Source organism: Pseudomonas sp. Pseusp11 (assembly GCF_047304405.1).
Lineage (GTDB): Bacteria > Pseudomonadota > Gammaproteobacteria > Pseudomonadales > Pseudomonadaceae > Aquipseudomonas.
Window position 1 is genome coordinate 208,959 of record NZ_JBGLZF010000004.1, and the last position, 12,571, is coordinate 221,529.

At 59.0% G+C, this 12,571-nt stretch carries 13 protein-coding genes; 10 read left to right on the forward strand and 3 right to left on the reverse strand.

Annotation, left to right across the window (positions count from 1 at the left end; translation table 11 throughout):
- Positions 1-18 precede the first annotated feature (18 nt).
- From ACCC96_RS05045 to ACCC96_RS05055, 3 genes are all read right to left on the reverse strand, one after another.
- Positions 19-777 (reverse strand): alpha/beta hydrolase family protein, encoded by a 759-nt coding sequence (locus ACCC96_RS05045; RefSeq protein WP_413695144.1) that lies wholly within the window; start codon positions 775-777, stop codon positions 19-21.
- Entirely contained in the window at positions 767-1,876 is a 1,110-nt protein-coding gene (locus ACCC96_RS05050) for a DUF3182 family protein (RefSeq protein WP_413695145.1), read from the reverse strand. Before ACCC96_RS05050 ends, ACCC96_RS05045 begins: the two co-directional genes overlap by 11 nt.
- A gap of 210 nt (positions 1,877-2,086) precedes the next feature.
- Positions 2,087-3,082 (reverse strand): GlxA family transcriptional regulator, encoded by a 996-nt coding sequence (locus ACCC96_RS05055; RefSeq protein WP_111454181.1) that lies wholly within the window; start codon positions 3,080-3,082, stop codon positions 2,087-2,089.
- A gap of 101 nt (positions 3,083-3,183) precedes the next feature.
- Between ACCC96_RS05055 and ACCC96_RS05060 the strand changes: the two genes are divergently transcribed.
- From ACCC96_RS05060 to ACCC96_RS05105, 10 genes are all read left to right on the forward strand, one after another.
- Positions 3,184-3,732 (forward strand): cysteine hydrolase family protein, encoded by a 549-nt coding sequence (locus ACCC96_RS05060; protein WP_413695146.1) that lies wholly within the window; start codon positions 3,184-3,186, stop codon positions 3,730-3,732.
- Between the two features lie 280 nt (positions 3,733-4,012).
- On the forward strand, positions 4,013-4,594 hold the full coding sequence (locus tag ACCC96_RS05065; RefSeq protein ID WP_413695147.1) for a YjfI family protein: 582 nt from the start codon (positions 4,013-4,015) through the stop codon (positions 4,592-4,594).
- Positions 4,595-4,618: 24 nt separating this feature from the next.
- On the forward strand, positions 4,619-5,317 hold the full coding sequence (locus tag ACCC96_RS05070; RefSeq protein ID WP_019650839.1) for a PspA/IM30 family protein: 699 nt from the start codon (positions 4,619-4,621) through the stop codon (positions 5,315-5,317).
- 218 nt (positions 5,318-5,535) lie between these two features.
- Positions 5,536-6,099 (forward strand): rhomboid family intramembrane serine protease, encoded by a 564-nt coding sequence (locus ACCC96_RS05075; RefSeq protein ID WP_413695148.1) that lies wholly within the window; start codon positions 5,536-5,538, stop codon positions 6,097-6,099.
- 71 nt (positions 6,100-6,170) lie between these two features.
- Positions 6,171-7,205 (forward strand): ion channel, encoded by a 1,035-nt coding sequence (locus ACCC96_RS05080; RefSeq protein WP_413695149.1) that lies wholly within the window; start codon positions 6,171-6,173, stop codon positions 7,203-7,205.
- Positions 7,192-7,872, forward strand: coding sequence for a YjfK family protein (locus tag ACCC96_RS05085; protein WP_258671293.1), 681 nt, complete (start codon positions 7,192-7,194; stop codon positions 7,870-7,872). The genes ACCC96_RS05080 and ACCC96_RS05085 overlap by 14 nt, the downstream gene beginning before the upstream one ends.
- Positions 7,873-7,886: 14 nt before the next feature.
- Complete coding sequence (locus ACCC96_RS05090; protein WP_019650835.1) at positions 7,887-8,315, forward strand: DUF350 domain-containing protein; 429 nt, start codon at positions 7,887-7,889, stop codon at positions 8,313-8,315.
- A 19-nt stretch (positions 8,316-8,334) separates the two neighbouring features.
- Positions 8,335-9,063, forward strand: coding sequence for a DUF1190 domain-containing protein (locus tag ACCC96_RS05095; protein WP_019650834.1), 729 nt, complete (start codon positions 8,335-8,337; stop codon positions 9,061-9,063).
- 12 nt (positions 9,064-9,075) lie between these two features.
- Entirely contained in the window at positions 9,076-10,233 is a 1,158-nt protein-coding gene (locus ACCC96_RS05100; protein WP_019650833.1) for a glutathionylspermidine synthase family protein, read from the forward strand.
- Between the two features lie 120 nt (positions 10,234-10,353).
- Entirely contained in the window at positions 10,354-12,558 is a 2,205-nt protein-coding gene (locus ACCC96_RS05105; protein ID WP_258671295.1) for an OsmC domain/YcaO domain-containing protein, read from the forward strand.
- The last annotated feature ends 13 nt before the right edge of the window (positions 12,559-12,571 follow it).

A 12,571-nucleotide genomic window follows, 5' to 3' on the forward strand; every position in this document is an offset into this window, starting at 1 on the left:
GCAAAACCACCGCATCTCTCAACTCGATTGAATGATGCTCAACCGCTCACCCACCACCATCTCGGTGATCCAATCCACCAGAATCGAGGTGTACGCCTGTTGCGAAACCGGGTCGCTCAAGGCGTGATCCGCACCATCGATGATCCGGTGAGTCAGCGAGTGAGTCTGCTGACACGCGGCGCGGTAACTCATGATCGTCGCGTGGGGTACATAGGCGTCAGTTTCGGACTCCACCAGCAACACATCCCCGGTAAATTGCGAGCAGGCATGCAGCGCGCGATTGCTGTCGGCGCGCACCCGTGTGCCGCGGTAATCGTGCAAGTCGGCCTTGTCCAGGTCACGCTTGGGTGTGTGCCACAAGTCATCGCGATACAGCGCCGGCGCCCGCAACGCCAACCAGCGCACAGGGCGCAATGTCGTCAGGATCGCCGCCAGATAACCGCCATAACTGGTGCCGACCACCGCGATCGCAGAGGTGTCGAGCGCCGGGTGGGCGAGCAAGCGGTCGTAGGCTGCCAGCAGGTCGCGCAGGTTGTCTTCGCGGGTGACCCTGGACAACGGAATGCCGGTCCCGCCGGTATGGCCACGCAAGTCGAACGTCAGGCACACACAACCCAACCCGGCAATGCCTTTGGCGCGATCCAGGTCGCGCTCCTGGCTACCGCCCCAGCCGTGGACGAAAAGCACCCCCGGGACTTTCGATTTGGGGCTGAGGAAGGTCCCGCTCATCTGTTCATCGTCGATGTCGATCTGAATGGTTTCGCTTCTAGCCGTCATAGGATTTGACCGTTACGTACTTGAGAAGAAAATCACTGCGCTCCGCCGGCCCGCGGTACACCTCGATAGCGTTCGCCGGCAGCGTTTGATCGCTATAGGTTTCGACCGACGACACGCGAATCGCACGCAGGCCGGGGTCGTTGACAAAGCTCTGCAACGCAGCGACCTCGGCGCTGCTGGCACCGCCCAGGCGCCAGGATTGTTCGAGCACGCCGCTGCGTTGTCGGCCGTTGCAATCCAGCCCCTGGGCGATGTCGTAGTTGCGCCGCGAAGCATAGAAACCGGGGTAGGCTTCATCCGCCGCACTGTCGAATACCTGTGCCTGCTGGATCGCCAGCCTCACGTCATCCGGCAGTTCCAGCGCCAGCAGGTCCTCGTAATAACCCTGCACCACCAACAGGTTGGACCCTCCATAAACCTGCTCGCCCTGAGCGTCTTCGGTCAAGTATTGATCACCGCAATAACTCAGCACTGTGTCGCCGATGAAGCTTTGGCCGACGCTATGGGTGATCACCTCGGTCAAATCCTGCTCCAGCACAACGCCTTCGGTGAACAGTGCCTTGGCATCGGGGCGAGCGAGGATGGCGTCGAACTGGTCAAGACTTTTGATCACTTCCTGACCGCGTCCGGCGCAGGCGTGAATAGGCTTGATGCGGATCGGGCCGCTGTAGAGCAGGTGCTCCGCCGCCGGGCGCGCATCGTCCAGGGAGAACACGCTGAGGCCATCGAGCACGACGCTGCGCACCCGTTCGCAAAACAACGTTGCCCAGCCTTCGGGCGCGAACGCATCGCGGTTCAACAGCCCATGACTGATGGCTTTGGTGCAGATGAAATCGTGGTCGACGTAACCGCCCCACAAATCCTCCGGCCCTTTGACGCCCAGCTTCCGGGCGGTAGCGGCGCCCACCAGCGTCTGGGTCGGCAACAGATAGCGGTCACGACCGCTGTGCAGTTGCGGGTCGTAACTGCCGCCGTATTCGAGCCCGACGATCTGCGCCAGCCAACGAGCCAGCGCCCGATTGGTTTCAACTTCGTGCAGCGGGGCATCGGGCCGTACCGAATGGGCGAGTACCAGTTTCTTGCGATTTGTTGGGGTCATGCGTCCCCCCTTCAATCTGCGTTGGATAAATGTAGCTGGAGGGGTGCAGGGATCAGGCCAATGGCGGCTGATGAAGAACGACTGTTAAATCAGCCGGTTGCCCAGACAGTAATGGCATTACGCCTGTTTGATTCTGCACGACGCCCTTCAGGACTCCGGCATTTTGCACGACTCAAACCTCCCACATTTTCTTGATCTGACGTGCTCTGGCTACCGGGCCACAACAGCTGGCGGCGTCACGCCAAACCGCGTCCGGTAATCACTCGGCGCCAGCCCGGTAATCTTTTTGAACGTCGCACGAAACGCACTCGGGTCCTGATAACCCACGGTCCAGGCAATGTGATCAATGGTGCCGTTGGTGAATTCGAGCATCTCGCGCGCTTTGCCGACGCGCAGGTGCTGGCAGTACTCGGTGGGTTTCAACCCGGTCGCCGCGCGGAATCGCCGCAGGAAGGTGCGCTCTTCCAGCCCCGCCCGTTCGGCCATTGCCGCCAGCGAGACATCGACCGCCCCGGTGCTTTGCAGCCAATGCTGGACCTTGAGAATCGAGGCATCGCCATGGCTGAGAATCGGTGAAAAATTACTGCCGCATTCGCTCGCGCTGTCGCTGTGCTCCACCACCAGAAAGCGTGCCGTGCTAGTGGCAATGCTCGGCCCCAGCAAGCGGTTCACCAGCCGTAACCCCAGCTCTGACCAGGCCATCAGCCCGGCGGTGGTAATCAGATCGCCGTCATCGACGATGGGCGTGTCAGCCTTGAGCTTGATCGCCGGGTAACGCTCGGCGAAGGCTTTGGCCGAGGTCCAATGAGTGGTGGCGCTACGGCCGTCGAGCAGGCCGCTTTCAGCCAACAGGATCGACCCCACGCAAACCCCGCCCAACGTCGCACCACTGGCGTGTTGCTGACGAATCCAGCGGATCAGCCCTTGCGATGCCTGGCCCGCGGAAAAGCCGCCAATCGACGGCGGGATCAACACCGCGACCAACGCTTCGGCCGGGCCGGGTTGACTGTCATAGACCCGCTCTGGCACCTGATCGCCCTCGACCCGCCAATGACTGACCCGCAACAACGGCAACTGCGCCGTCTGATACTCGGCGGCAATCCGGTTGGCCACCCCGAACAGATCCGTCAGCCCATGCACCGCCGCCATCTGCGCGCCGGGATAGATCAGCACGCCCAATTCGACGACTGCCCTTTCTACGCCCATTGTCAGTTTTCCCCCTTCTATTGTCGGTGCGGCCAATCCTCGGACGGCCTGCAGAACCTGATACTTGAATCACACCCAACAAGCACTTCGAGGAAACACTCATGGCCAAGCAAGCACTCATCGTAGTCGATATCCAGAACGACTACTTCCCCCAGGGCAAGTGGCCTTTGGCGGGCGCCGATGCCGCCGCAGACAACGCTGCACGGCTGATCCAGGCCTTTCGCGAGGCCGGTGACGCGGTGGTACACATCCGCCACGAATTCACCTCCGACGCCGCACCGTTCTTCACCCCAGGCTCCGACGGCGCGAAGTTGCACCCCAAAGTCCTGAACCGCGCCGATGAACCGGTGGTGCTCAAGCACTTCGTCAACGCGTTCCGCGAAACCGAACTCAAGGCCATCCTCGACCAGCAAGGTATCGAACACCTGGTGGTGGTCGGCAGCATGAGCCACATGTGCATCGACGGCGTCACCCGTGCCGCAGCAGACTTCGGCTATACGGTCACGGTGATCCACGACGCCTGTGCCACCCTCGACCTGGAGTTCAACGGCGTCACCGTCCCAGCCGCCCATGTGCATGCCGCGTTCATGTCGGCCTTGGGGTTTGCTTATGCGAGCGTGGTGTCCACCGATGAGTTTCTGGCTGGTTAGATGAGAGGCTCGTTCCACAGGATTACGCTTAACTGACCGGAATCATGCTGCTTCCCTTCTTTTTCATACACCTGCGCAACCGTCGAAAAAATCTCACGCGTGAGCTATTGAGGGCTGCAAAAATAGCCTGTAGTGTTATCACGCGTGAGTTTTTCACAACGGGATCAGCACCATGAAAAGCAGCTCTCCATCAGATCCGCCTACCGGGTCTGTTACCGATTCAGCGAGCCGCAAGGGAGAGCGCTCGAAACCCTCCGCGAAAAAACCATCGAGCTTTTACATGAAGCAGATGCGCGCGGGCCTGGGTGCCGCCGGCTATGTGAAACACGAGACTTGGGTGCTTCCCGAAAATCGAAGCCTGCTCAAGCAGATGGAGAAACAGCTACGCCAACCGATTCTGGCTGGCTCATTCATGTCGGAGAATTACATGAGCGCAGGTAATAACTGGAACATCGATCGCCTCTACAGCGCCCTCCAGGCCCTCGACGAAGTGGTTGCGAACGAAATCACCCTCTCCCTCGTTCAAGGCTCCGAATCCAGCATCAAGCTGGAAATGAACGATTTCGGTGGCTTGCCGATTTACATCGCGGTGGTTGGCGATCAGATCATCGTCGATACCGTTCTGGTCGATGTCGAGTCGATAAACGACGTCCCAGCATTCAATGATGCCGTATTGCGCAGCCGGGAAATGTTCCCGCTGTCCTCGATCGGTATCGAGTCCATGCCCAACGGGCAGATCGTTTACAACATGTTCGGCGCGCTGAGCTCCGACTCCAGCCTGACCAACGTCGTGACCGAGATCAAAACCCTCGTCGACAACGTCCAGCGCGCCAGCGAAGCCTTTGAACGCTTCTTCAATTAATTATTCGGGAACAGGATATATCCAATGACTCAGTCCATCTGGAGCAAATTGTTCACCGCGCTGCGTGGCGGTGCCAACGAAGTCGGCGAATCGATCGTCGACCAACAGGCCCTGCGCATTCTCGACCAGGAAATTCGCGATGCTGACAGCGCGCTGGCCAACGCCAAGCGTGAGCTGGTCACCATCATGGCCAAGCACAAACTGTCGGCTGACCGCGTCAGCGAGTACAACGCCAAGATCAAGGACCTGGAATCCAAGGCCCTGGCCGCCATCCAGGCCAACCGCGAAGACCTGGCACTGGAAGTGGCCGAAGCCATTTCGACCCTGACCAATGAACTGGATGTCGAGCAAAAGCAGGCCACCGAATTCGGCGGTTACGCCGACAACATGCGCAAAGACATCACCAAGGCCGAAAACCGCATCAAAAGCCTGCGTCAGCAAGTGGACATGGCCAAGGCTCGTGAAAGCGTACAGAAAGCCCAGGTCAGTGCTTCGATCGCCAGTGGCGGCGCCAACGGCAAGCTGGAAACCGCCGTCGGCACACTGAACCGCCTGCAGGCCAAGCAGCAGCAACGCGCCGCTGAACTGCAAGCCCAGGACGAACTGGCCGATGCGTCGACCGGCACCGACCTGGAACGCAAACTGCGCGATGCCGGCATCACACCGGACGAAGGCAGCGCCAATGCGATTCTGGAACGCCTGAAGAAAAAATCGGCCGAGTAACCCGGTCAGCCAGTCAGTCAAGTGCACTGACCCTGTGGCGAGGGAGCTTGCTCCCGCTGGACTGCGCAGCAGTCCCTTCTTTTTGGGGATAAGAGGGGCCGCTTCGCGGCCCAGCGGGAGCAAGCTCCCTCGCCACAATTTTACTCAGTGCTTGTTCTATCTCTTAACTGACAGGCATTAATTGATCGCCCTTCTTTACTGCCGAATCGAGGTCAAGGATGGATGCCCTGAAGGGTTTCAAGACAATCGCCGGCCTGGCCATCTTCATGGTTGCGCTGCAACTGCTCAATGTTGCGACCGGCTACAGCCTTAACGCCTTCGGCCTGGTTCCGCGAACCCTGCACGGACTGGCCGGCATCATCACCTCGCCTTTCCTGCACACATCCTTTGCGCACCTGAGCGCCAACCTGATTGCCTTTTTGATCCTCGGCACCCTGGTCATTGTCGAAGGGCTCAACCGGTTCATGGCCGTCAGCGCTATCATCATTTTGCTGGGCGGTTCGCTGATCTGGCTGTTCGGTTTTGCCGGCGTGCATATCGGTGCCAGCGGCTGGGTGTTCGGGCTGTGGGCGTATCTCCTGTCGCGCGCCTGGTTCCAGAGGAGCTGGAGCAACCTGATAACGGCCAGTGTCGTGGCCCTGCTCTATGGCGGGCTGGTTGTTGGCTTCCTTCCGCGCCGGGGCATTTCCTTCGAAGGACATATCTTTGGTGCGATCGCCGGGTTTATTGCAGCCAAGGTACTGTTATCTATGCCGCGCAGCAGGTTTAATGCCGTCCGGTAACCGCGCTTGAGCACTCAGACGCCAGAGCGATTACGTCGCCAGGAATGAGCCCCCAAGGAGTCAGGGATGTAATGTCGATTTTCCTTTTATTGCGCACATACGCGGCGTCCTTTTTCCATCGCTTCGGCTGGGCCGGCCTGGCCATTGCGCTGGGCGTACACCTGAGCACGGCATATCTGGGGCTGGTGCTTCTGGGCGAGCAACACCTCACCGCCCCCGCCACGTTCACCTACTTCTATCTCACCACCACGCTCACCGTCGGCTACGGCGATCTCGCGCCACAGACAGCCGCGGGACGGATTTTCGTGGCTACCTGGGTCATGCTCGGGGGCATTGCGCTGCTGACGGCAGCCATTGGTAAAACCACCAGCAGTGTCATCGATGTATGGAGAAAAGGCATGAAGGGCAAAGGCGATTTCACCGGCAAGGTCGGCCATACCGTTCTCATCGGCTGGGAAGGTGCATCCAGCGAGCGGGTTATTGAGTTGCTGCTGCAGGACGAAACGTCCAATGACAACCTGATCGTCATTTGCGATTGCGACCTCGAAGAAAACCCCATGCCGGGCAAGGCGGCCTTTATCAAAGGCGAAAGCCTGTCCTCTGCCGCGCTTTTGCTGCGTGCCGGCGTACCTGGCGCCGAGCGCGTGCTGGTACGAACCCATTCAGACGATCTGACCCTGGCCACCGTGTTGGCGGTCAATCAACTGAGCCCGGTCGGGCATGTGGTCGCCCACTTCAATGAAAGTGAAATCGCCGCACTCGCCAGCGCCTACGCGCCCAGCCTGGAATGCACCTCAAGCATGGCCATCGAAATGTTGGTGCGCGCCTCTCAGGATCCGGGCTCGTCAGTGGTCATCAATGAATTGCTGTGCGTGGGCCAAGGCGCCACCCAATACCTGATGAGACTGCCCGAAACCTTTGAAGCAACGTTCGGCGATCTGTACGCACAGATGAAAGAACACCACAACGCGACCCTTATCGGCTACCGCGCCAAAGGCGCCCGACAGCCTTCGATCAACCCGCCCGGCGCCACTCGCGTCAAGGGCGGCGAACTCTTCTACATCGCCTCCACTCGCCTCAAGGAAATCTCCAATGGGATGGTTTAAACAGTTGCTGGGGCTTGAGGCCCCGAACGCGAGCACGAATACCGATTCGAAATGGACAGCCAACGATAACCTGCCAGTCAGCGGCCCGCTGGGCCTGGCGTTGGGCAAGGGCGTGATGTTCGACACGACCCTGAAACTGCTGCTCGACGAAAAAACCGCGGTGACCATCCCCGGTTCCCAGCAGATCTGGAGTGCCGGCACCATTGATCTCGGGCAGTCGACCTGGTTGTCGCGCTATTACATGAACGACGAAGACTACTGGCTGCAAGTGCACACCACCGGTGACATCGCCGGGCAGGTCGAGTCAGTGATCCTGTTCAACTACCTCAGCTACGTCACCATCAACAGTGAAGCGGAGCTGCGTCGGCTGGCCGGCCCTCAAAGCCTGATCGGGCTGCCGACCTACACCCTCAACGGGGTCGAATACACCCGCGAATGGGGCACCGAGAACGGCCAGACCGAACTGGTGCCGTTGAGCGAACACCTGAAGAATCCGGATGAGACCTACAGCATCGGGCATCGTTCGATGCTGTACGCCCGCGAAACCGGCCTGACCGATCGCCGGGAATTCCTGCTGTTTTCCGTCGAAGAAGACGCCGAAGGCACCATCAGCTTGAGCACTTCGCTGGGTATTTCGCTGTACACCACCGACCTGAACACTTTTTAAAAAGGAAGAACTCCATGCTTGAAGCGCTCTCCATCTCCCTGAACAAAGCCGCCGTGCTCGGGTTTGTTTTGTACATCCTCGGCGCCGCCGTGCTGTTCGCGCTGTTCCAGTTCATCTACACCCGAATCACACCGCACCGGGAATTCGAACTGATCCGTGCGGGCAACGTTGCGGCCGCCATCGCCCTGGGCGGCGCCGTCATCGGTTTCGCCATTCCGGCCAGCAATGTGATCGCCTACTCGATCAGCATTCTGGACTTCGTCGTCTGGGCGGTGATCGCCGCTTTCGTACAACTGCTGGCGTTTCTGGTGACCAGCCTGGTGCTAAAAGGCGCCTCTGAGCGCATCAAGAACGGCGAAATCGCTGCGGGTATCTATGTCGCGGCAGTGGCCATCAGCGTCGGCATGTTGAATGCCGCGTGCATGACCCCTTCCCAGAACTGATTGCGCCACGGAGATTGCGATGAAACGAAGCAAGTACGTTCAGCTCTCGCTGGCGGCATCGGTCGCCATGGCGATATCAGGCTGCGGGCCGACGGAAAAAACCTACGAGATCCACAAAAAGTACAACTTCCAGTCCGTCCAGCAGTGCGCCGATGAAAAACTCCCGGTCGACATCTGTTCTGACGCCTATATGAAGGCCATGGCCCAGCATCGAAGCATTGCGCCGGTGTACGACAACCAGGCTGATTGCGACGCCGACTTTGTTGCCGACTGGTGCCAGCAGGATTCCGCCGGCAAATTCATCCCCAAGCTCGGCGGTTTCGAACTGAGTGCCGATGGCGAGGTGACGCAGTCCGAAGTGGACGCGGCCAAGGCTAGATTGCCCGCATCGGAAGCGAATGCCGCAGGGTCGGGTTTCTCCGGCAGTAGCCTGCTGACCGGGCTGCTGATCGGCAACATGCTCAGCAGCAACCGCAACAGCTACTACTCCGAACCGGTCTACCGCTATCGCGATGATCGCGGTGACTACTCGTCCTCGACACTCAGTCAGCGGGTATCGTCAGGTTCAACCTTCAACAGGTCCAATCAGGCGCGTTACGGCAGCAGTGGCAGTTACACCGACACCATCACTCGCAGCAAGCCGGTGTCCGTTGCATCGTCCACTTCCCGCGGCGGGTTCGGCAGCCAGGCCAGCGCACGCAGTGGCTGGGGTGGATCAGGCAAGAGCTTTGGCGGTTCGAGCAGCTAAGGGAACAAGGCCATGAAGAAAATCCTCTGCGCAGAGCGTCATGACTGGAAACAGACCGCCGAAAGCCTCGGTTTCCTGTTCCATACCATCGACGACGAACCCTATTGGGACGAGAGCGCGTACTACCAGTTCACGCTCAAGCAGATCGAGAACGACCTCGAAGACCCGACCACCGAAGTTCATGAGATGTGCATGGACCTGGTGGCGCGAGTGGTGCAAAGCGAAGAGTTGCTGGAGCGCTTGAGCATCCCCGCGCCGTTCTTCGACATGATTCGCACTTCATGGCTCGAAGGCCACCCGCACCTGTATGGGCGCATGGACTTCTCCTACAACGGCAGCGGGCCAGCCAAGTTGCTGGAACTCAACTACGACACGCCGACCAGCCTGTATGAGGCCGCGGCGTTTCAGTGGGGCTGGCTGGAGCAATGCATCGAACGCGGCTTGCTGCCCAGGCACGCCGACCAGTTCAACAGCATCGATACCAAGCTGCATCAGGCTTTTGCCCAACTGCAGCTCAAACAGCCCTTCTATTTCGCCTCGATGAAAGACTCGGTCGAAGACAAGGGCACCACTGATTACCTGCGCCTGGTCGCGGAAAAGGTCGGCATCGAATCGCGGCACATCGACATCGAAGACATTGGCCTCACCAGCGACGGACGTTTCGTCGACCTCGAAGATCGCTGGATCCCTCACCTGTTCAAACTGCATGCCTGGGAGTTCATCTTCCACGAACCCTTCGGCGCAGCGATAGCGCAGAGCGACACACAGTTTTTCGAACCGCCCTGGAAATCCATCATCTCCAACAAGGGCATCCTGCCGCTGCTGTGGGAGTTCAACCAAGGTCACCCGAACCTGCTCGCGGCGCACCTGGACTCCGATCCGAGTAAAGCGGTGCCCAAAGGTTGGGTGCGCAAGCCATTCTTCTCACGGGAAGGCGCGAACATTGAGCTGCAAACTGCCGATGGCCTGATCGTAAAAGAGGACGGCCCCTACACTGATGCGCCGTTTATCCTTCAGGAGTTTGCCCCGCTGCCGAAATTTGGCGACAGCTACACGCTGATCGGTTCCTGGGTGATCGGGGATCAGGCAGCCGGCATCGGCGTGCGTGAGGACAACAGTCTGATTACCAAGGATTCGAGCCGGTTCTTGCCGCATCTGATACTCGACTGAGCCCTCCATCGCCCACTAAAAAGGACTGGTGTCGACATATCGTCAGACACCTACAAGACTTACTGCGCAAATGCCGGATAATGGCGGCCATTCGTTTAGCCGTTATTCTGGTAATCCCCCATGGAAATCAAGGTCAACTTTCTCGACAACCTGCGACTTGAAGCCAAGTTCGATGACTTCACGGTGGTGGCCGATCAACCTATCCGCTACAAGGGCGATGGCTCGGCACCGGGTCCGTTCGACTACTTCCTGGCTTCGTCGGCGTTGTGTGCGGCGTATTTTGTGAAGTTGTACTGCAACACGCGCAATATCCCCACGGATAACATCCGCCTGTCGCAGAACAATATTGTTGACCCGGAAAACCGCTACAACCAGATTTTCAAGATCCAGGTCGAGTTGCCGGCGGACATCTCCGACAAGGACCGCCAGGGCATCCTGCGCTCCATCGACCGTTGCACCGTGAAAAAAGTCGTGCAAGCCGGGCCTGAGTTCGTGATCGAAGAAGTGGACAACCTCGACGCCGATGCCCAGGCGTTGCTGATGCCTGCTTCCAGCTCAGAGGCGAGCACCTATATTGCCGGCAAGGATCTGCCGCTGGAGCAAACCATCGCCAATATGTCGGCCATTCTGGCGGACCTGGGCATGAAGATTGAAATCGCCTCGTGGCGTAATATCGTGCCCAATGTGTGGTCGCTGCATATCCGCGATGCGCACTCGCCGATGTGCTTTACCAACGGCAAGGGTGCGACCAAGGAAGGCGCGTTGGCGTCGGCGTTGGGCGAGTTTATCGAGCGACTCAACTGCAACTTCTTCTACAACGACCAGTTCTGGGGCGAACACATCGCCAACGCAGCGTTTGTGCACTACCCGGACGAGCGCTGGTTCAAGCCTGGCCGTAAGGATGCACTGCCGACCGAAATCCTCGACGAGTACTGCCTGAAGATTTACAACCGCGACGGCGAGCTGCGTGGTTCCCACCTGATCGACACCAACTCGGGCAATGAAGAGCGCGGCATCTGCTCGCTGCCTTACGTGCGCCAGTCCGACGGCGAGGTGGTGTATTTCCCGTCCAACCTGATTGAAAACCTGTTCCTGAGCAACGGCATGAGTGCCGGTAACACGCTGGCCGAAGCCCAGGTGCAGTGCCTGTCGGAGATTTTCGAGCGCGCGGTAAAACGCGAAATCATCGAAGGTGAATTTGCCCTGCCGGATGTGCCGGCTCACGTGCTGGCGAAGTACCCCGGAATACTGGCCGGGATTCAGGCACTGGAAGAGCAAGGGTTCCCCGTGCTGGTGAAGGATGCGTCCTTGGGAGGTGAATTCCCGGTGATGTGCGTCACGTTGATGAACCCGCGTACCGGCGGTGTGTTCGCCTCGTTCGGCGCGCACCCGAGCCTGGAAGTGGCGCTGGAGCGCAGCCTGACCGAATTGCTGCAGGGCCGCAGCTTCGAAGGCCTCAACGACCTGCCCCAGCCGACGTTTGAAGGTCATGCCGTGACCGAGCCAAATAACTTCGTCGAGCACTTTATCGACTCCAGCGGCGTGGTGTCGTGGCGCTTCTTCAGCTCAAAATCGGATTACGAATTCGTGGAGTGGGACTTCTCTGGCCAGGGTGAAAACTCGAATGCCGAGGAAGCCGCAACCTTGTTCGGCATTCTCGAAGGCATGGGCAAAGAAGTGTACATGGCGGTCTACGAGCATATCGGTGCAACGGCCTGCCGCATCCTGGTGCCAGACTATTCGGAAATTTATCCAGTAGACGATCTGATCTGGGATAACACCAACAAAGCACTGTTCTTCCGCGCCGACATCCTGAACCTGCATCGCCTGGACGAAGAGGAACTGCAAGCGCTGGTTGAGCGTCTGGTGGAAAGTGAGCTGGACGACTACACCGACATCACCACCTTGATCGGCATCGAGTTTGACGACAATACGGCCTGGGGTCAGCTGACGATCCTGGAGTTGAAGCTGCTGATTTATCTCGCCCTACAGCAATTTGAAGAGGCGAAAGAGGCGGTGGAAATGTTCCTGCAGTACAACGACAACACCGTCGAGCGCGGCTTGTTCTATCAGGCGGTCAATGTGGTGCTGGAAATGAAGCTGGACGAAGACCTGGAACTGGAAGACTACGAGGCCAATTTCCGCCGGATGTTTGGCAACGAGCGGATGGATGCAGCGATCGGATCGGTGGACGGCAGCGTGCGCTTCCATGGCTTGACGCCGACCAGCATGAAGCTGGAGGGGCTCGATAGGCATCTGCGCTTGATCGAGAGCTACAAAAAACTGCACATGGCGCGGGCCAACATGACCGCTCTATCCAGTTAACAGCGCCAACAAA

Excerpts from the sequence above, each read along its gene's own strand:
- ACCC96_RS05095 (WP_019650834.1), top strand. The coding sequence starts at position 8,335 with ATGAAACGAAGCAAGTACGTTCAGCTCTCGCTGGCGGCATCGGTCGCC.
- ACCC96_RS05085 (WP_258671293.1), top strand. The coding sequence starts at position 7,192 with ATGGGATGGTTTAAACAGTTGCTGGGGCTTGAGGCCCCGAACGCGAGC.
- ACCC96_RS05100 (WP_019650833.1), top strand. The coding sequence starts at position 9,076 with ATGAAGAAAATCCTCTGCGCAGAGCGTCATGACTGGAAACAGACCGCC.
- ACCC96_RS05075 (WP_413695148.1), top strand. The coding sequence starts at position 5,536 with ATGGATGCCCTGAAGGGTTTCAAGACAATCGCCGGCCTGGCCATCTTC.
- ACCC96_RS05055 (WP_111454181.1), bottom strand. The coding sequence starts at position 3,082 with ATGGGCGTAGAAAGGGCAGTCGTCGAATTGGGCGTGCTGATCTATCCC.
- ACCC96_RS05090 (WP_019650835.1), top strand. The coding sequence starts at position 7,887 with ATGCTTGAAGCGCTCTCCATCTCCCTGAACAAAGCCGCCGTGCTCGGG.
- ACCC96_RS05070 (WP_019650839.1), top strand. The coding sequence starts at position 4,619 with ATGACTCAGTCCATCTGGAGCAAATTGTTCACCGCGCTGCGTGGCGGT.
- ACCC96_RS05050 (WP_413695145.1), bottom strand. The coding sequence starts at position 1,876 with ATGACCCCAACAAATCGCAAGAAACTGGTACTCGCCCATTCGGTACGG.
- ACCC96_RS05080 (WP_413695149.1), top strand. The coding sequence starts at position 6,171 with ATGTCGATTTTCCTTTTATTGCGCACATACGCGGCGTCCTTTTTCCAT.
- ACCC96_RS05060 (WP_413695146.1), top strand. The coding sequence starts at position 3,184 with ATGGCCAAGCAAGCACTCATCGTAGTCGATATCCAGAACGACTACTTC.
- ACCC96_RS05105 (WP_258671295.1), top strand. The coding sequence starts at position 10,354 with ATGGAAATCAAGGTCAACTTTCTCGACAACCTGCGACTTGAAGCCAAG.
- ACCC96_RS05045 (WP_413695144.1), bottom strand. The coding sequence starts at position 777 with ATGACGGCTAGAAGCGAAACCATTCAGATCGACATCGACGATGAACAG.
- ACCC96_RS05065 (WP_413695147.1), top strand. The coding sequence starts at position 4,013 with ATGAAGCAGATGCGCGCGGGCCTGGGTGCCGCCGGCTATGTGAAACAC.